This is a genomic window from Frankia umida (assembly GCF_023242945.1).
Classification (GTDB): domain Bacteria; phylum Actinomycetota; class Actinomycetes; order Frankiales; family Frankiaceae; genus Frankia; species Frankia umida.
The window spans coordinates 113,700-131,496 of the sequence record NZ_JALKFT010000017.1 but is presented as its reverse complement, the minus strand read 5'-3'; the positions used below and the strand labels follow the sequence as shown (position 1 = coordinate 131,496).

Genomic DNA, 17,797 nt, shown 5'->3' with positions numbered 1-17,797 from the left:
ACTGGCTCCTTCGGACGCGGCGGCGCCCAGGGCGGCTCGACCGGCTCCTTCGGACCTGGTGGCGCCCAGGGCGGCTCCACTGGCTCCTTCGGACGCGGCGGCGCCCAGGGCGGCTCGACCGGCTCCTTCGGACCTGGTGGCGCCCAGGGCGGCTCGACCGGCTCGTTCGGTAACGGTGGCGCCCAGGGCGGCTCGACCGGCTCGTTCGGTGGCGGCGGCGCCCAGGGTGGCTCCACTGGCTCCTTCGGACCTGGTGGCGCCCAGGGCGGCTCGACCGGCTCCTTCGGACCTGGTGGCGCCCAGGGCGGCTCCACTGGTTCGTTCGGTGGCGGCGGCGCCCAGGGCGGCTCCACCGGCTCGTTCGGTGGCGGCGGTGCCCAGGGCGGCTCGACCGGCTCGTTCGGTGGCGGCGGTGCCCAGGGCGGCTCGACCGGCTCGTTCGACTAATCTGCCCGTAGCACCAAAATACCTTCCCTGTACGTAGCCAACGGCGGCCCTCCCGTTTCCCTTCGTGGAATACATTGAAACGGGCGGGAGACGGAGGGCTGCCTCTACACCGACCACGGCAAAAGCCACAACATCGCGAAGGTTCGCCGACACGACGGAACCGAGCATCCGGTTACCCCAACCTGACCGGTATATTTGAAATCTTCCGCAACACGCCGATGCCAGCGGCCGGCTGTTTCAGCGAAGCAATCATTATTCTCTCGCCGAGACGCTTTGGATCCTAGTTTCGAGCGGGGACGTCATGATTCTCAGGAAAAGCTTGCCCGCCTTGTGGCTGACTGGTGGAATATCCGCCATCACCATCCTGTCTGCGGCGCCAGCAAGAGCCAACATAGCCACGCTGTTCGATACGCCTCCAACCTACGCAGCGATACCGGGACAAACGTCCGACTACAGCCTGCCAAGCTGGCACGAAACGCTGCCATGGACATGGGACGACAAGGAAAAAGAACTGTTCCCGAGCGTCCCGGCAATCTCGATAGTTTCAGTTTGGAACACCGCGATCGGCGGTCCTACCAACGCGTTCGGACCGGGCGCCAACGCACAGGGCGGGTCCACGGGAACCTTCAAGGAGAACGGTTCCCAGGGTGGCTCCACCGGCGCGTTCGGGGCGGGTAACGCCCAAGGCGGTCTGACCGGCTCGAGCGACGGAGTGACCACCCCGTTCGCACCAGACGATGCCCTCGGCGATGGAACAACCGGCTCCTTCACACCGGACAGCATCACCAGCACCACCTCCGGCTCGTTCACTCCGGCCAGCATCACCGACAACACCACCACCGGACCGTTCGCACCGGACAGCATCACCGACAACGGAACAGCCGAAGGGTTCTGGCCGCAGGACACCCAGGACGAGTCGGCGGCCCCCGATCTCGGCAGCTACGACCCCGTCCACCAGTTCCTTTATAATCTCTATTCCTTTTTTTCCTTCATCGGCTCACTAGGACTCCAGAGCCTTCAGTCCACACAGCCAACTGGAGCCGCGGGGAACAGCTGAGGTCTGCGCCGGCCGCTTCCTGGCTCAGGTCGAGGGAGTAGATGCACGCCCGTCCACGGTGTGTTGCCGGACCGCGACGACGAGGCGGGGCCACCAGGGCCGCACAGGTGAGAACCCGCCACGCGGACCGCACCCGGCAAGCATCGGCGAAGGGCACGACGATCCGGCCACGCCGTCGGCCAGCAGACGGTGAACGCCAGGTTTGCGCTGGCCGAGACGGTGGGTACCTCGGGATCCATCCAGTCGTCGATCATCGGCCGAGCCGGGCGCCGATGATCAGCATCTGTCGGAGGCCCCTGTCATGCTCTGGACTCTGCTCACGTGGATTGTTCTCGGTCTGATCGCGGGTGCTGTCGCCCGGCTGCTCGTGCCCGGACGTGATCCGATGAGCGTTCCCGCGACGATCCTGCTCGGCGTGATCGGCTCGTTCGTCGGTGGTTTCCTCGGCTACGTCCTGTTCGACAAGGACTTCGGGGAGGGAGCGCTGCAGCCGTCGGGCATCGTCGGGTCGATCCTCGGTGGCATCGTGGTGCTGCTGATCTGGCGTGCCGTCGGCGGTCGCAGCCGCGCCCTGCACCGCTGAGGCTCGTTCACGTGGGACGTCCGTAGCCGGCGTCACGCCCCCGTTTCGTCCCCCCGATGCCCACCGTCGCCGCCCCGGCCAGACGGTGGGCATCGGCCGTTGGGCGATAGCCGGCGGCTGCCCTTCTGGCCGTGCGCCCCCACCCTTGATGCCGACCCCGACCCCGGCGCCGCTCGCCGCGCGCAGAGAGCAGCTCGGCAGAGGTTTCGCCTGACCGTCTCGGCTCAGGGGCGTCGGATGAACCGGATGCTGTACGGCTCGTATCCCAGGCTTGCGAAGAACGCCTGGGCATCCGCGTTGAAGCTTCCCGTGCTGAGACGCAGAACGTCCAGCCCGCGGTGCGCCGCGTGCTGTTCCGCCGCGGCCATCAGGGTTCGCCCGACGCCGCGTTTGCGCCGGTCGGCGCGGGTGCCGAGATGGTGGATGTGGAGGTCGTTGGACGACCGTTTGAAAGCATCCCCTTCTCGACGCTGCTCCTCGGCGTACAGGTAGCATCAGGCGCCGTGAACTCGGCCGGCTGCGCGCGGACATGCAACTCCTGCACAGCGGCGTTCAGGGCCCCGAGCGTGGCCACGTCCGACGCTGTCGCCGGTCTGACCACCAGCCCTGCGAGGAGACGATCGCTGTCCACGCGATCATTCTAGTGACCCGGGAAGCCGCGTCTGGGTATCACTTCCAAGGTCTCCTACGCCGACGTCGCCGACGTCATGCTCACCCAGCTCACCAGTGACGCCTTCGTCCGCCGGGCCGTCGCCATCACCTCCCAAGCGGATGGCGGAAGATCCGCTGACCCGCGGGGCCGCATCCGGTGGCCGGACGGGCGGCGCTTCGGCGATCGGGGTGACGAACCACCGTTCGGTTTCCGGTCCGTGCGGGCAGCGCGCGGTGGCGGGCGCGTCCCGCACGGACCGGTGCGCGGGCACCGTACTCAGCGGCGTCCCACGCCCGGCTGGTTGACACGGGGCGGCACGTAGACCCGGGGTGGTGTGTAGACCCGGGGCGGCACATAGACCACCGTCGGCCCGGAGGTCGGCGAGGCACTGGTATCGGGCACGGTCCCGTAGACCACGCCCGGCCGGTAGACCCGTGGGGGCACGACGACCGCGCCGGGTCGGTCGACCCGGGCGCCTCCCACGGGTCGCGCCTGCGCCGCGGCGACGGGCAGGAGCACGAAGGCCACGGCAATGGCGAGGAACAGGGCGAGCTTCGACAACAACGTCCGTTTGAGGATCATGTTCTGCTTCCCGTCGTGGGGTCACGGCTCGTGGAGACGCCGCTGGGCACTGGACGGTGGCCACTTCGTCACGACGATGTCACCTATAGCACGGATTCGATCGCCGCCGGTTACAGCATGGGCGAGGTGGGACGGATACGCCACCGGGGCCCGGCAGGGCGGGTTCCGCACCTCACTCGGGGATGAAGGACACCCCACCACGGCCCGGGCGATCAGCGCTCGCGCGGCGGGCCAGGCGCTCCCGGGCGGGGCGCGGAAGGCGCCGTCGTCCAGGACGGGAACGGCGGCGCCCGCGCCAAGGTCGGCGGCCGCCGCGTCGATGCCGCCAGACACCACAGGGCAACATCGCACCTTCGCCCTCCATGTAAAGGAGGCTTGACATCGCACCTTGATGTCAAGCATCCTTTACATCATGCGGAACTCGGTCCGGGCGCTGAGAACAGCCAGGGGGATGTCGCAGGCCGAGCTGGCAGGTGCGCTGCACGTGTCCCGCCAGACGATCAATGCCATCGAGACCAGCCGATACCTGCCGTCGCTGCCGCTGGCCATCCAGCTCGCCCGTTTCTTCTCCACCCCGGTCGAACAGCTCTTCGACCTCGACGACGACGGAGGCAAACGATGACCACCTCACCGACCCGCACGCCTCGGCCACCACGAACACACCGGCTGGGCCGACTGGCCACCACCGCCGTCCTGCTCCTCGGCGGCGGCGCCATCACGCTCGGAGCCTGGCTGGGCGGCGACCGCGACCTGGCGCTGGTCCTGGCCGTCTTCTACGTGGTCATCGGTGTCGTCGCCTTCGTGGTGGCCGGCGGTCGCAGCGACGTCGCGGCCCTGCTGCGGGTGGCCGGCGACGAGCGGCAACGCTCTCTCGATTTGCGCGCCACCGCCCTGTCCGCGCTGGCGATGGAAACGTTCTGCGTGGGTGGCCTGGTCGTCGACCTGGCCCGCGGGGGCAGTGGCTATCCGTGGGCGCTGGTCTGCGCGGTCGGCGGCGTGTCCTATGCCATCGCCCTGGCCGTCGTGCGCACCCGCCACTGACCGCGGGCCTCGACCACCCGACTCGGCGGTCGAGGCCGGCTCCGCCTCACCTCAGAGCGAGCGGCCAGGCGTCAAGGACCTCACGTGCTGCCCCACCCAGCACCCGTCAGCGCCGTGCGCGCCCCTTCCGCTACCGGATATGTGGATGATCGCCGACAATGACCCGGTGACCACCACGGGGGATGACGCCGCCGGACCACCGCTGCCAGCAGAACTCATCACCGCGCTGGACGAGACGGACGGGGCGTGGGACGGCTGGCAGGCCGCCGACCAGCGGACCCGCACCCTGTTCGCGGAGTGGGTCGCCAAACCCCGCACGGCCCGCCTACGCCGGGAACGCGCCGCGATCACCGCCGAGCACGCCGCCCACGGAGTGCTACGGCACGCGATCGAGCGCCCCGGCCTCGCCGAGGCAGGCGTCGAAGCGGGCGTCGAGACCGGCGTCGAAGCAGGCGTCAGCGCCGCCGCGCCCGGCGTGTCCCGCTGGCTGATCCACACCCTCGGCAATATGATCAACTGATCGCCGAACTGATCACGTGGGCACGACGATGACCTGCGCCGAGGCGGCAGGCCGTGAGACGCGCCCCAGCGCCACCGCTGGATTCGACGGCAACCGGCGGCTGCGGAGTTGCCCGTGCCGCGCGCCCGAGAAGATCGACACAGCGGCCGCGTCACCGTCGGCAACCGGTCGGCGGCGTTCGGGCTTGTATGGAGGTCGGATGCGTATCGAGGGTGAGGGTGGGGTCGTGGACCGCCACGGGTCGCGGGTCGCCCGTGCCGTCCGCCGCAGGCGCTGGCGGTCCGCCGCCGTCGTCGCCGCGGCGGTCGTCGCCCTGGCCGCGTGCGGCGACCCTGGCCGCGAGGGCCCGGCCGCGATACCGGCCGGGTCGGCCAGCCCGGTCGGACCCCCGCCTGTCGTGCTCCCCGCCGGCCCGGAGGGAAAGCCGGTCACGCTCCGTTTCGTCGAGACCCAGCGGCTGCTCGACCTCGATGCCGACGCCGAGGCAGCGGTCGTCCACCGCTGCGTCCCGGGAATCAACGGCAGCCCGGGGTCGTCGGACGGTGGCAGCCGGTTGCTCGTCGCGGTCGACGGCCCCCTGGTGCTCGTCCAGAACAGTCAGGGTCTGGCGGCCTGCCTGGTCGAGCTGGTCAGCCGCGACGGCCCGCCGGATTTCTCCTGGTCCGACAAGCCCATGCTCCAGTGGTGGCACTCGGAGCGCAGCCCTGACTTCTCCCGGCCACCAGGGGCACCGATCGAGGTGTTCAACACGAGCGCCACGGATGGCGTCGTGGCCGACTGGGTGCACCCGACCTGGTTCTGGCGTGCCTTCGGGCGGGTGTCCCCGCAGGTGAAGGAGCTGTTCGCCGTGATCCCGAGCGGGGAGGCGATCCACGTTCCCGTCGGTACCACGGGTGCGTTCGCCCTCTCCTGGCGCAGGACGGTCGACACACCCGAGCAGGCGCGGCTCCAGCCGCCGCTGTCGCTGTTCGCCCGCGACGGCACCGGCCGGGTACTGCCCTCGGTGACCCTGCCCTGATCCCGGGGCGGCGGTGGGTGCAACTGTCCCGCTAGGAGGACGACCGGCGGTAGGTCAGGAAAAGCGCACCGCTTTTCAGGACAGTGTGGTCGGCCAGCATCCAGGTTCTCGGGTCGAACACGGCGGCGCGGGAGAACAACGGGATGCCGGTGCCGAGGGTCAGCGGCCCCAGCTTGACGACAAGCTCGTCGATCTCCGGGTAAAGAACGCCGGCGAGCTCACCCCCACCGACCAGCCAGAGGTCCTTCCCGTCCAGTTGTTTCAACTCCCGCACCGTCGTGACCGGATCGGCGGCGACCAGCTCCACCCCCGGGTCCGGACTCACGGTCAGAGTGCGCGAGAACACCAGGTGCCGCAGGTGCGGGAAGGCGTTCGTCAGGCCGGCCCGCAGCCCGACCTCGTAGCTGCGCCGGCCTTCCAGGACGGTGTCGAAACGGGTTCCCGGGGCGGTGACACCCAGGGCCAGCCGGGCAGGGCCGGGCAGGGTCTCCGGGTACTCGGCGACGAGGTGATCGACATAGTCCTGCGGCACCGGCCAGAACCCGTCAGGACCGGTGGGATCGGCACCGTCGGGACCCGCCACGAACCCGTCGAGGGTGGACGCCACGAAATAGACCAACCTGCGCACACACCACTCCTTCCCGCCGGCAGCACCGACGCCGGTCACAGCTGACGGCACGTTCCACGGACGAACCCTACCCATCCGAGATCCGGCGCCCCGACGCTTCGGAGAAGGCCGCCGAGTACCTGGCCGGGCGCACGGCCCTGGACCTCCAACGCCCGGCCGATTCGGTCGCTATGCCCGCACCGATGTCGAAGGCCTGCGTCATGACCGCTGACCAGCCTGAAAGGTGCGAGCCGAAAAGCGACGCGACGTTCTGGCCCTCAGGGCGGTGATGCCTCTCGTGCCCGGTCCGGCGTGCCTGCCGAGACGCGCTCCGCGGTCAGTGGCGGTATCCGGGAGTGGCCGTGTTCAGGTGTGTTCGGGGGCCGGTGCGGTCGTAGCGGCCTGTGCGTTGTCCCAGACGTCGGCGGCGATGGTGGCCCACAGATGTTCTGGGAACTCGTGTCCCATGTCGGGATAGGTGGTCAGCCGGGCACCGGGAATCGTTTTTGCCAGGGTCCGGGCGGCGCGCAGGCGAATCCAGGGGTCGTCCTCGCCGTGGATGACGAGGGTGGGTGTCTGGAGCCGGCGTAGCTGGGCTCGGAGGTTCGTGGCGGTGCGGGCCGCGGCGAGTTGACGGTGAGTCCCGCCGGGGTCTTGGTCGCGGTCGATGGAGGCCTCGGCGGTGGCACGCACCCATTCCTCGTCGATCGGGTGTCGCCGCGAACACATGAGCAGGTAGGTGTCGACCAGCCGCCGCACGTCCCCTTCGCGGGTGTTGTCGTAGCGTTTGGTGGCCAGCCGCAGCAACGTGCCGATCTTGAGATTGCGCAGGTTGCTGAGCGCGCCGCCGGTCCCACCGGCCATCGCGGACACCAGACTGCGCACGCGGGAAGGATGGTGGATCGCGACCAGCTGCGCGAGCGTGGCCCCCAGCGACTCCCCGAGCAGATGGGCGGAACTCCAGCCGAGGTCGTCGAGGACCGCGACCGCGTCGCCGACCATGTCGTCGACGCGGTAGGCCGGGCCGCCACCACGTGCGGTGAGCGCCCGCCCGGTCGTGCCGGGCGCGTCGGCGAAGTGGGTGGACAGGCCCGCGTCGCGGTTGTCGAAGCGGGCGACGGCGAACCCCCGGTCCGCGAGCTTTCGGCAGAAACCGTCCGGCCACCAGATCATCTGGAAGGTCAGACCCATCATCAGCAGCAGTGGTTCACCGTCGGGTGGACCGAACGTCTCGTATGCGATCTTCACGTCGCCGTGCTGGGCGAAGGACATGGTCACCGGCGTCTCCGTTGCGGTGAGGTGGTGCAACGAGGCAGAACCCTTGGCAATGCAACTGACATGCTAAGGGGGACGTGGCACCGATGCAATGCGCTCGCATTGCCAAAGGGGGTTGTGATGCCCAAGCGGGTGGACCCGCTCGAACGGCGCCGCCACATCGCGCAGGCGGTGTTCCGGGTGACCGCCAGCCACGGCGCCGAAGCGGTCAGCCTGCGTGACGTCGCGGCCGAGGCCGGCGTGTCGATGGGGATGGTCCAGCACTATTTCCGGACCAAGGACGAGATGTTGCTGTTCGCGCTCGAGCACATGCGCGAACGCGTCGCCACACGCCTGCACGCACGGCTCGCGCATCTGCCGGAGGCCACCCCCCGCGACCTCGCCCGCGCGGTGTTCACCGAACTGCTGCCCACCAGCGAGGACAGCCGAGCCGAGGCGGCCGTGTCGGTGGCTTTCTACTCCCGGGCCGCCGTCACGCCGGCCTACGCCGCGGCACTGTCCGAGGGCCTGCGAGGCCTGCTCGCCGCCACCACCGAACGACTACGCGCCGCCCAGCGCGACGGCCACCTGCACCCCGACCTCGACCCCGAGCAGGAGGCCGCATCGCTGTTCTGGCTCACCCACGGTCTGGTGGGACCGCTCCTGGCCGGTCTCTACACCCCCGCGCAGGCCCTGGCGATCCTCGACCACTCCCTCGACCGGATCTTCATCGCCGACGTGCCGACTAAGGACCGGCGGTGAGGACACGGGTCACAGCCGCCGCGACGGCGGGAGTGAGGCGCGGGTGGTCGAGCGCGGGCAGCAGCGCCTCGGAGGGTGTCGCGGCGACGAGGGCGTACACGGCGGCGACCCGAGCTTCGATGGTGATCGGCCGGCGGACGGCGACGGCCGCGCGCAGCAGCCCGGGCAACGCGTGCAGCGGACGGGGCCCCGAGGTGGCAGCGGCCAGCGGAGGAGGAGTCTCCGGGCGGGCACGCAGGACGAACACGCCCTGCGGCGGCGCCGCCAGCCCGATCAGATCGACGATCAGGTCGAGGTCAGGGGCCAGCCGGTGTAGCGCTTGGACGCCGTACTCGATCGGGTCGTAGAGCGTGAGATCGCCGATGCCGACCGCGATCAGCAGGCCGGCCAGGTCCCCGCCTCGGGCGGGATCGACCACGGCCACGCGGGCGCGGCCCGGGGTGATGCCGCGCGCCCGCAGGTAGCCCAGCACCGCGGCCGTGGCGGCGACGGCGAGGCCGTCGTTGACCGTGTCGAGCAGCAGGTGGGAGTCGGCCGCGAGCGCGGCGCGGGCGGCGTCGACGCGGTGCAGGTGGGTGTGGACCAGGACGGTGGCGGCGAACCCCGGGGCGAGCAGGCCGATCGCGGTCGCAAGATCGGCAGGGTCGCGGGCGGCGACCGGCAGCGGGACGACGTCCAGGCCGGTGGCCAGGTGCAGGTGCAGCGCCTGGGACTCGACCGCCGGCAGGGCGGCCTCAGGGGCGAGCGGCTCGAAGTCCAGCACCGCGCTGGCGTCGGTCAGCAGCGCCACCCGGCGGGAACGGCCGGTGACCCGGTCGACGTGGCGGGGATGGTCCGCCAGGTAGTCGATGACGCGTCGGTCGGCGTCCGCGTCGGACAACGCCAGGTCGTGGCTGGTCGTGGTCGCAGCGCAGGCCCGCTGGACGAGCTTGCCGGTGGACGCGGCGACGAAGACCAGGTCCTCGGCCAGCAGCAGATCCGCGCCCAGCCGTTGGCGCAGCGCACTGACAAGCCAGCGCAACGTGGGGTCGCCGTCGGCGTCCAGGGTGATGTGACGATCGCCGACGGGATCCGACTCGTCGGAGTGCACCGTGATCGTGCCGGGAGCATCAGCCACGACCGCCGCGACGGTCGCCGCCGCCGATCCCGGGACGCGGACGCGGATGCTGTAGGCGGGCTTCGCCCCGGGCGGATTCGAGATCATCGCCTCGACGCCCTGACATCCGGCCCGGACGGCGCCGTCCAGGACCGGGGCGCTCGGTGCGGTGCGGCTCCCGCGGTCACCGCACACTCGTCTCGGCCCCACGGAGCTGCTCGAGCAGCCCCGCCTGACCGGCGAGCATCCCGGTGAGGATCCGCCGCGCGGCCTGCATCAACTCGGCCACGTCGACCCCGGCCAGCGCGTAGACCACGGTCGAACCGTCGCGGGTGGCGGTCACGATCCCCGACCGGCGCAACACCGCGAGCTGCTGCGACAGGCTCGAGGGTTCGATCTCGATCGCTGCCAACAGATCCCGCACCGGCATGGGCCCGGCCTGCAACAGCTCCAGCACCCGGATCCGCACCGGATGACCCAACATCCGAAACAGCTCCGCCTTCGCCTGGTACAGCGGCACCTGCACCGCAGCCCCCTTCCTCCCGGACGCCCCACACACGACGGCCGAGGCCACGAGGTTCCACGTTCGAAAACTACTACATAATCAATTGAAAAATTATGCAATTCGTTGTCTTCTGAAGAAAGACCAGGACGAGTCCCGGCGGGTCTGGGCGTTGGCGATGCCAGAGGGCAGAGGATGCACCAGGACACCGGCGACACCCTGCGCGGTCGTAGTGGTACTCGGCGTCGTAGCCGCCGACGGTGCCGCGTGGACCTCCGCCGCCTGGTCTCAGGTGAACAGGCGGTCCCAGGCGGCGAGCATGGCGCCGCGTCCCCGGGAGATGTCCGCCGGACGGTCGAGCAGGATCATGCCTGCCCCCCATCGCCGCGTGAACCGACGAGCCCCGCGTCGTCACGGTGGGAGGACGTCTCCCCGCACCGGACCTCTCACGCCTGCGCGACGAGAACGCGCAGCCGCGGGCAGGCTCCGCCGACGATCAGACGCCCGGGTGGGGACGTGGTCGGCCGGTCGATCAGTCCGTGAGGATCAGGTTGAGCTCGGTGCTCAGATCGCGGGGGTCCATGCCGGGTGCGGGTTTCGTCAGGTGGACCTCCCATCTCGTCGTTCCCGCGGCGAGGCCATCGCGCGGTCCGTGGCGAATCCGACCTCAAGATCGACGGTGGTGGCGTCGTCGGCGACAGCCGGTTCGTAGCAGAACGGGCCGAGGTGTTCCTGGTCCTCCGCTTCAGTGGAAGCGTGACTGGTGTCGATCGTTTTATCCTGGGTGCTCGCAGGAAAGGAGCAAGGAGCGAGGTGGACTGGGGCACACTGGTCGCGACCGCCAGCGGCGCGGTCATCGCGATCGCCGGCACCGTCCTGGCCGATCATCTGCGTGGCCGGCGCGACGACGACCGAGGCCACCTGCTGCGGCAGCGGGATGCCTACATCGCGTTCATCGTGGCCGCGGGTGTCTGTCACACCCGGCTGCGTCAGATCGCCCAGGACAACACCGGCAGCGGTGACCCCGATGCGGCGTCGCGGGCGGTGCTGGCCGATGCGGGCATCTACGACGTGCGCGAGCGGCTGTTCATCGACGCCACCGCGACAGTCGCCGGCGCCGGCCAGGCGATGTTCGAGCGGTTGCGCACGTTGCGGCAGGTGGTCGCCACCGGAGCCGGCCTGTCGTCGGCGCCCTTCCATGACGCCTACCACCCCTACCTGGACGCGGTCTGGCGCTACCGGGCGGCAGTTCGCGCCGAGTTGGAGACCACCGCCCTGTCGCCCATGGTCTTCGGCTGGGACAGCTGGGACGGCAACGATCGCTGCCCGATCTGCCGATCGGCCGCCAGCGGCGCCTGACCGGAGACCGGTCCACCCCGGCCGCGCATCGCCAGGTTTGTCCACCGGACTGGCCGCATCTCGTCACCTCCGCATGGGCTCAGAGGTCACTGGATCTTGCCAGGACCCGTTGCGGGGCGTGGTGGTGGCGGGGGTGGATTGCCCGCTGCGAAGGTGATGCCTGGCTTGGTTGCGGAGAGTGGCCGGGCCGGTGGGCGGGGGTGCGGAGGCGGAATCGTGGGGCTCCTGGCGACGACGTGTGGCCTTTGCTACCGAGCCGGGCCGCCCAACAGCGGCCAGGATGGACTTTCTACCGGGCGTAGAATCTCGGGGGTGCGACGACAGGGGCAGGTCCGGGCTGGTAGCCGTCACCGCGAGCGGGCGCGGGCGCCGATCGGGCGCGTGGTGGCCTGCCTGCTCGTGGCGCTGCCGGCGCTGGTGATCGGGCTGGCCGCACCGGCCTCGGCCCACTCCCGGCTGGTGTCGACCTCCCCGGCCGCGGACGCCACCGTGGCGGACCCGCCGACCGAGGTCACCCTCACCTTCAGCGAGTCGATCTCGTCCCGCTACACCCGGGTGGCCGTCACCGGGCCCGACGGTGCTCCCCACACGGACGGGGCACTACGGGTGCAGGGCGGTACCGTTCACCAGCCGCTGACGGCGACGAGTAACGGTGTGTATACCGTCTCCTATCAGGCGGTGTCCGCCGATGGTCATCCCATCGGGGGTACCTTCACCTTCACTGTCACGCAGGCCGCCACACCGACCCCCACCACCCCGCCGGACGCCACCCCGCCCACCACCACCTCGCCGGGCGCCTCCGCCGTCACTGTCTCGCCGACGGCCACGGCGACCGACGCGTCCGCCAGCGCTGTCCCGACCCCGGCTACCACCGCCGACGACCCTGACGACGGGGGCGGCATCGGGGGGTGGGGCATCGCCGGTCTGGGCGTGCTCGCGGTCGCGGTGGTCGGGGGCGCGCTGTACTTCGTCCGACGTCGACGCCGTCCGGGAGAACACTGATCATGGACCTCCCCCCCGCACCGGGCACGCCTTCGGACGCGGCCGGCGACAGCGCTGCCCCACCCGACCCCACGGGCGTCCCGGCGGGCTCGGCCACGTCCGAGGATTCCCCTCGACGGGGGACGGCCGGACGGATGCCACCGATCGCGGTGGCCGCGGGGCTGGCGGGGCTCGGTGTGCTGGCGCTGGTGGTCTGGACCGGGCCGGGGCCGCTGCGGCTGCCCGGGCTGCCGTCGTCGGGCACGGGGACGAACTGGGCGCTGCCGATGGCCCAGCTGGTCGGGCGGATCGCCGCGGTGGCCACACTGGGCTGGCTGCTGACCGCCGCGACCCTGCTGCCCTCCGCCCGCGGCGCGGCGCCGAAGACCCTGACCGCGACGGCCCGTCGGTGTGGCCGGCAGGCGGCCAACGCGGCGGTGGTCTGGCTCGTGGCGACCCTCGCCGAGCTGGTCTTCACCCTCTCCGAGGTCTCCGCCCGACCCGCCGGTGACGTGCTGGACCGGCACGCGCTGCGCCTGTTCGTCACGTCCACCGGGCAGGGACGCGCCCTGCTCATCGTCGCGGCACTCGCCCTCGTCCTCGCGATCATCGCCCGGACCGTGACCACGACCACCGCCGCCGGCGCGCTGCTGATCGTCGCGGGGGCGGCGCTGCTGCCGCCGATCCTGACCGGGCATGCGGCGAGTTCCGGCGATCACGCGGTGGCGGTCGTGGCGCTCGCCGTGCATGTGCTCGCCGCGACCAGCTGGGTCGGTGGCCTGCTGGGGCTGCTCTCGGTCGCCCGGCTTCCACTCGCCTCCTTCGGCCCGGCGCTGCGGCGATACGGCGCCGTGGCCACCCTCGCCGCCGCCGCGACCGCGCTCACCGGCATCGGCAGTGCGGCGCTGCGCCTCGGCGGCGTCGAACCGTTGTGGCAGACCCGTTACGGCGTCCTCGTCCTGCTCAAGACGGCCGGGCTCATCGCGGCGGTCCTCCTCGGTGCCGTGCTGCGACGCCGAGTCGTCAACCGGCTCATCGCGACCACCTCGACCACCTCGTCGACGTCGACCACCGCGTCCACCTCGTCAGCCTCGACCACCGCGTCCACCTCAACCAGCGCGTCGGCCTCGACCACCGCGTCCAGCGCGTCCGGTGGTGGTGTCGATGTGGGACGGACGGCGGTCATCGGGCGGTTCCTGCGGCTCGCGGGGGTCGAGCTGATCGTGCTCGTGGCGACGTTCGGGCTCGCGGTGGGGCTGTCCCGCACGGCTCCCCCGGTCGACGACGCGTTCGTGCCGAACGATGCGAACCGGGCGCTGCTCGGCTATCCGATGCCACCGGCGGTGACGGCCTGGCGCCTCGCGCTGGACTGGCGTATCGACTGGGTGTTCCTCATCGGCTCCCTGCTCGGCGCGGGGACGTATCTGGCCGCTCTGCTGCGCCTGCGGGCCCGCGGCGACCGCTGGCCGATCGGACGCACCATCGCCTGGTTCTTCGGCCTGTTCGTCGTGGTCGCCGCGACCTCCAGCGGACTCGGACGCTACGGCCCGGTGCTGCTCAGCGTGCACATGACCCAGCACATGCTGCTGAACATGCTGGCGCCGATCCCGCTCGTCCTCGGTGCGCCGGTGACGTTGGCGCTGCGCGCGCTGCGCCCGGCCAAGGCCCCGCATCGCAGTGGGCCGCGGGAATGGCTGGTCGCCGGGCTGCACTCGTGGCCGGTGCGGTTCCTGACGCATCCGGTGGTGGTCAGCATCAACTTCGTCGGCGGTCTGTACGTGCTGTACCTGACGTCGCTGCTGTCCACGCTCATGAGCAACCATCTCGGCCACCTCTACATGAACGTGCACTTCCTCGCGGTCGGCCTGCTGTTCTTCGAGCTGATCATCGGCATCGACCCGCTGCCGCGCCGGCTGCCGCACCCGGGCCGCATCCTCATGCTGATCGCGATCGTGCCGTTCCACACCTTCCTCGGCCTGACCATCATGGGGACGTCCAACCTGCTGGGCTCGGGCTGGTACGACCGGCTGGTCCGGCCGTGGGGGTCCAGCCCGCTCAGCGACCAGCACACCGCCGGCGGGATCGCCTGGTCGTTCGGGGAGCTGCCGACCTTCACCGTGCTGCTGGTGCTCGTCGCCCAGTGGGCCCGCACCGATGACCGGCGCAACCGCAACCGCGAACGGCGCATCGCCGCCGCCGGTGACGTCGACGTCGAGCTTGACGCCTACAACGCGTACCTGGCGCGGCTGTCCGCTCGCCCCGGCGGAGGCCAGCTCCCGCCCACCGGCATGACGACGGTGCCCGGCCCGATCCGCCCGCCCCGCCCCCGCGAAGCCGCCGACAACCAGGAACCCCCCGCCCGCGGCACCCTCCCGTCCGCCTGACCAGCCGCCCGTCCCGCCGGCTCGGGCTCAGGAACCGGACGCGGCGGAATCCGACGTCGACTTCGCGGAATCCGCCTTCGGCCTCGCGGGTGCCGGCAGCGCGGCTGACGACCCGGCGGGGCCAGCCGACGGCACCACGGATGGCTGCACCACGGCGGCTGGCGGGACCGTGGCTGACCGCACCACGGTGACCATCGGAGTGGAGGCGCCGGCGCGCGTCACCGGGGAGGTGGGGACGGGAGCGCGACCGGCGGCAGCGGTGGTGTTGGTGGTGGTGGTGGTGGTCGCGGCGGGGAGGGTGCGGACGTGGCTGCGCTGGACGTGGGGGCGGTGGGTGGCGGCGAGGCCCTCGCGGGCGGTGGCGGCGGCATCGCGGCGGCGGATGATCACCCAGGCGATCTCGAGCAGCAGGCCCGCGCCGACGGCGATCGCGAGACCGCTCAGGGGGCCGGTGGTTCCGACCAGGGAGAGCTGGAAGAAGTCCTGACCGAACGGGATGACCAGAACCAGCACGAACGCGACGGCCATGGTCAGCACCAGGGCGATCCGCCACCAGGTGTAGGGGCGGGCCACGATCGCCAGGGCCCACAGGGCGATGACGAACAGGGTGAGGGTGGCCATCGACGTCTCGGCCTCGAGGTCGGCGTAGATCGACCGGGCCAGCAGGTAGGACGCCATGGTGGCCCCGCCGGCGATCACCCCGGCGGGGATCGCGAAACGCAGCACCCGGCCGACGAAGTCGGGGCGGGCCCGCTCGCTGTTGGGGGCCAGCGCCAGGAAGAACGCCGGGATGCCGATCGTCAGGGAGCCGAGCAGGGTGAGGTGGCGGGGCAGGAACGGGTACGGCACGCCGGTGACGACGACGAGCACGGCCAGCAGCACCGAGTAGACGGTCTTGGTCAGGAAGAGGTTCGCGACCCGTTCGATGTTGCCGATGACGCGGCGTCCCTCGGCGACGACCGACGGCAGGGTGGCGAAGCTGTTGTCGAGCAGGACGATCTGGGCGACGCCGCGGGCGGCCTGGCTACCGGAGCCCATCGCGACCCCGATGTCGGCGTCCTTGAGGGCGAGGACGTCGTTGACGCCGTCACCGGTCATCGCCACCGTGTGTTTGCGCGACTGCAGCGCGGCGACCATCTCCCGCTTCTGCTGCGGGGTGACGCGGCCGAACACCGAGTGGCGTTCGAGCAGGTCGGCCAGGGCGTCCTGGTCGGTGGGCAGGGTGCGCGCGTCCACCGGATGCTCGGCGCCGGGCAGACCGAGACCGCGGGCGACCGCGCCGACGGACAGCGCGTTGTCCCCCGAGATGACCTTGGCGGCGACGTTCTGCTCGGCGAAGTAGCGCAGGGTGTCGCCCGCGTCGGCGCGTAGCCGCTGGGCGAGCACGACCAGCGCCGTCGGGGTGACCGTGCCCGCGACGGTGGCCGGGTCGGCGAGGGCCGCGTCCAGCGATGTCGTGGTCTGGCCGAGCAGCAGCACCCGCAGGCCCTGCTCGCCGAACCCGTCGGCCTCGGCGAGGGTGGGATGCCCGGCGGGCAGCAGGACGTCGGGGGCGCCGAGCAGCCAGGTGGTGACGGTGTCGGTGTCGTCCGCCAGTGTCGCGCCGCTCCACTTGCGGGCCGAGGAGAACGGGGCGGCCGCCCGCACCGCCCAGCCCGTGGGGGCCGGGTAGGCGTCGATGATCGCCTGCAGGCTCGGGTTGGGGCGGCCGTCCGCGGCGCCCAGCGCGCCGAGCACCGCCCGCACCCGGCCACCCCCGTCGTCCTTCGCACCGGCCTCGGACAAACCCGGCCCGACACCGGGGGAACCGGCGGTGCCGGGGGGCACCAGGCGCAGCTCGGTGACGTCCATCGCGGGTTCGGTGAGGGTGCCGGTCTTGTCCAGGCAGACGACGTCGACCCGGGCCAGGCCCTCGATGGCCGGCAGCTCCTGCACCAGGCACTGGCGCCGACCCAGGCGCACCACGCCGACGGCGAAGGCGACCGAGGTGAGCAGCACCAGCCCCTCGGGCACCATCGGGACGAGGCCCGCGACCATCCGGCGGATCGCCTCGGGCAGGTCGTTGTCGTTGACGAGCAGCTGGCTGATGATCAGCGCGATACCGGTCGGGATGATCATCCAGGTGACCACGCGCAGGATCGTGCTGATCCCCGTCCGCAGCTCCGAGCGGACCAGGGTGAAGCGGCTGGCCTCCTCGGCGAGCTGCGCCGCGTATGCCTGCCGGCCGACCCGGGTCGCCCGGAACGCCCCGCTGCCGGCGACGACGAAACTGCCGGACATCGTCGTGTCCCCGGGCTGCTTGTGCACCGGGTCGGCCTCACCGGTCAGCAGCGACTCGTCGACCTCGAGCCGGTCGGCGGCGACGATCTCCCCGTCGACGGGGATGCGGTCACCGGAGCCGAGCTCGATGATGTCGTCCAGGACGATCTCGGCGGTGTGCAGGGGGGCTGCGATGCCGTCGCGGCGCACGAGGGGACGGGCCTCGCCGACGAGGGCCAGGCGGTCCAGCGTGCGCTTGGCCCGCAGCTCCTGGAACATCCCGACCAGGGTGTTCGCGATGATCACACCGCCGAACAGGGCGTCCTGCACCGGTCCGACGATCACCACCAGGATGAACAGGACGCCGATCAGCGCGTTGATCCGGGTCAGGACGTTCGCCCGGACGATCTCGGCGACCGACCGGCTGGAGCGCACCGGCACGTCGTTGACCCGGCCGTCGGCGACCCGCTCGGCCACCTCGGCCGTGGTCAGACCCGTGAGCACCGCGGGCTGGTCCTGTCCGGCCGGTGGCCGATCCATCGTCTCCTCCAGCCCGTCGCGCGCCACATGCCGCCTCGGCCAGTGCCCAGAGGCATCCCGCCGACCACACCGGTCCGCACACCGCAGGGTCCGCGCGACCACCGTAGTCGACCACACGGATCCATGGCGCGGCCGCCCCACCGGGTCCGTCCC

At 71.3% G+C, this 17,797-nt stretch carries 17 protein-coding genes and 1 pseudogene; 11 read left to right on the top strand and 7 right to left on the bottom strand.

All coding sequences use genetic code 11. From position 1 onward, the window contains the following. The 3 genes and pseudogenes from MXD59_RS17265 to MXD59_RS17255 form a co-directional block, all read left to right on the top strand. A pseudogene (locus MXD59_RS17265) lies at nucleotides 1-447 on the top strand (hypothetical protein); the annotation flags it as partial. A 301-nt stretch (nucleotides 448-748) separates the two neighbouring features. Continuing rightward, nucleotides 749-1,504 (top strand): hypothetical protein, encoded by a 756-nt coding sequence (locus MXD59_RS17260; RefSeq protein WP_248825725.1) that lies wholly within the window; start codon nucleotides 749-751, stop codon nucleotides 1,502-1,504. A 301-nt stretch (nucleotides 1,505-1,805) separates the two neighbouring features. Continuing rightward, the gene (locus tag MXD59_RS17255; RefSeq protein ID WP_248825724.1) at nucleotides 1,806-2,087 is read left to right on the top strand and encodes a GlsB/YeaQ/YmgE family stress response membrane protein; all 282 of its coding nucleotides are present in this window, start codon (nucleotides 1,806-1,808) and stop codon (nucleotides 2,085-2,087) included. A 224-nt stretch (nucleotides 2,088-2,311) separates the two neighbouring features. Here the strand turns inward: MXD59_RS17255 and MXD59_RS17250 are convergent, their stop codons facing one another. Further along, nucleotides 2,312-2,575 (bottom strand): GNAT family N-acetyltransferase, encoded by a 264-nt coding sequence (locus MXD59_RS17250; protein WP_283097061.1) that lies wholly within the window; start codon nucleotides 2,573-2,575, stop codon nucleotides 2,312-2,314. Nucleotides 2,576-3,015: 440 nt separating this feature from the next. Beyond that, nucleotides 3,016-3,321, bottom strand: coding sequence for a hypothetical protein (locus MXD59_RS17245; RefSeq protein WP_248825723.1), 306 nt, complete (start codon nucleotides 3,319-3,321; stop codon nucleotides 3,016-3,018). A 412-nt stretch (nucleotides 3,322-3,733) separates the two neighbouring features. On the opposite strand from MXD59_RS17245, the gene MXD59_RS17240 reads away from it, so the two are divergent. The 4 genes from MXD59_RS17240 (at nucleotide 3,734) to MXD59_RS17225 (ending at nucleotide 5,900) form a co-directional block, all read left to right on the top strand. Next, a complete protein-coding gene (locus MXD59_RS17240; RefSeq protein ID WP_248813797.1) occupies nucleotides 3,734-3,943 on the top strand; it encodes a helix-turn-helix transcriptional regulator in 210 nt (69 codons plus the stop codon). Then, entirely contained in the window at nucleotides 3,940-4,362 is a 423-nt protein-coding gene (locus MXD59_RS17235; protein WP_248813798.1) for a hypothetical protein, read from the top strand. The genes MXD59_RS17240 and MXD59_RS17235 overlap by 4 nt, the downstream gene beginning before the upstream one ends. A 166-nt stretch (nucleotides 4,363-4,528) precedes the next feature. Then, nucleotides 4,529-4,882 carry a YdeI/OmpD-associated family protein gene (locus MXD59_RS17230; protein ID WP_248813800.1) on the top strand — a complete coding sequence of 118 codons (354 nt, stop codon included), beginning with the start codon at nucleotides 4,529-4,531 and terminating at the stop codon, nucleotides 4,880-4,882. 199 nt (nucleotides 4,883-5,081) lie between these two features. Continuing rightward, nucleotides 5,082-5,900: a hypothetical protein gene (locus tag MXD59_RS17225; protein WP_248825722.1), complete on the top strand. Its 819-nt coding sequence runs from the start codon at nucleotides 5,082-5,084 to the stop codon at nucleotides 5,898-5,900. 31 nt (nucleotides 5,901-5,931) lie between these two features. Here MXD59_RS17225 and MXD59_RS17220 read toward each other — a convergent pair whose 3' ends face one another. Both MXD59_RS17220 and MXD59_RS17215 read right to left on the bottom strand, forming a co-directional pair. Next, nucleotides 5,932-6,528, bottom strand: coding sequence for a dihydrofolate reductase family protein (locus MXD59_RS17220; RefSeq protein WP_248825721.1), 597 nt, complete (start codon nucleotides 6,526-6,528; stop codon nucleotides 5,932-5,934). Between the two features lie 345 nt (nucleotides 6,529-6,873). Then, nucleotides 6,874-7,779, bottom strand: coding sequence for an alpha/beta fold hydrolase (locus tag MXD59_RS17215; RefSeq protein ID WP_248825730.1), 906 nt, complete (start codon nucleotides 7,777-7,779; stop codon nucleotides 6,874-6,876). Between the two features lie 123 nt (nucleotides 7,780-7,902). Here MXD59_RS17215 and MXD59_RS17210 point away from each other — a divergent pair, with 123 nt between their 5' ends. Beyond that, nucleotides 7,903-8,523: a TetR/AcrR family transcriptional regulator gene (locus tag MXD59_RS17210; RefSeq protein ID WP_248813806.1), complete on the top strand. Its 621-nt coding sequence runs from the start codon at nucleotides 7,903-7,905 to the stop codon at nucleotides 8,521-8,523. Here the strand turns inward: MXD59_RS17210 and MXD59_RS17205 are convergent. Together MXD59_RS17205 and MXD59_RS17200 are read right to left on the bottom strand one after the other, a co-directional pair. Continuing rightward, nucleotides 8,507-9,727, bottom strand: coding sequence for a malic enzyme-like protein (locus tag MXD59_RS17205; RefSeq protein WP_248825720.1), 1,221 nt, complete (start codon nucleotides 9,725-9,727; stop codon nucleotides 8,507-8,509). The genes MXD59_RS17210 and MXD59_RS17205 overlap by 17 nt on opposite strands. A gap of 76 nt (nucleotides 9,728-9,803) precedes the next feature. Next, nucleotides 9,804-10,145 carry an ArsR/SmtB family transcription factor gene (locus tag MXD59_RS17200; protein WP_248825719.1) on the bottom strand — a complete coding sequence of 114 codons (342 nt, stop codon included), beginning with the start codon at nucleotides 10,143-10,145 and terminating at the stop codon, nucleotides 9,804-9,806. A gap of 789 nt (nucleotides 10,146-10,934) precedes the next feature. On the opposite strand from MXD59_RS17200, the gene MXD59_RS17195 reads away from it, so the two are divergent. From MXD59_RS17195 to MXD59_RS17185, 3 genes are all read left to right on the top strand, one after another. Next, nucleotides 10,935-11,480, top strand: a complete 546-nt coding sequence (locus MXD59_RS17195) for a CchlQ (protein ID WP_248825718.1) — start codon at nucleotides 10,935-10,937, stop codon at nucleotides 11,478-11,480. Between the two features lie 312 nt (nucleotides 11,481-11,792). After that, entirely contained in the window at nucleotides 11,793-12,482 is a 690-nt protein-coding gene (locus MXD59_RS17190) for a copper resistance CopC family protein (protein ID WP_248825717.1), read from the top strand. 2 nt (nucleotides 12,483-12,484) lie between these two features. Further along, nucleotides 12,485-14,845 carry a bifunctional copper resistance protein CopD/cytochrome c oxidase assembly protein gene (locus tag MXD59_RS17185; RefSeq protein ID WP_248825716.1) on the top strand — a complete coding sequence of 787 codons (2,361 nt, stop codon included), beginning with the start codon at nucleotides 12,485-12,487 and terminating at the stop codon, nucleotides 14,843-14,845. Between the two features lie 27 nt (nucleotides 14,846-14,872). Here the strand turns inward: MXD59_RS17185 and MXD59_RS17180 are convergent, their stop codons facing one another. Next, entirely contained in the window at nucleotides 14,873-17,644 is a 2,772-nt protein-coding gene (locus MXD59_RS17180; RefSeq protein ID WP_248825729.1) for a cation-translocating P-type ATPase, read from the bottom strand. Between the last annotated feature and the right edge of the window lie 153 nt (nucleotides 17,645-17,797).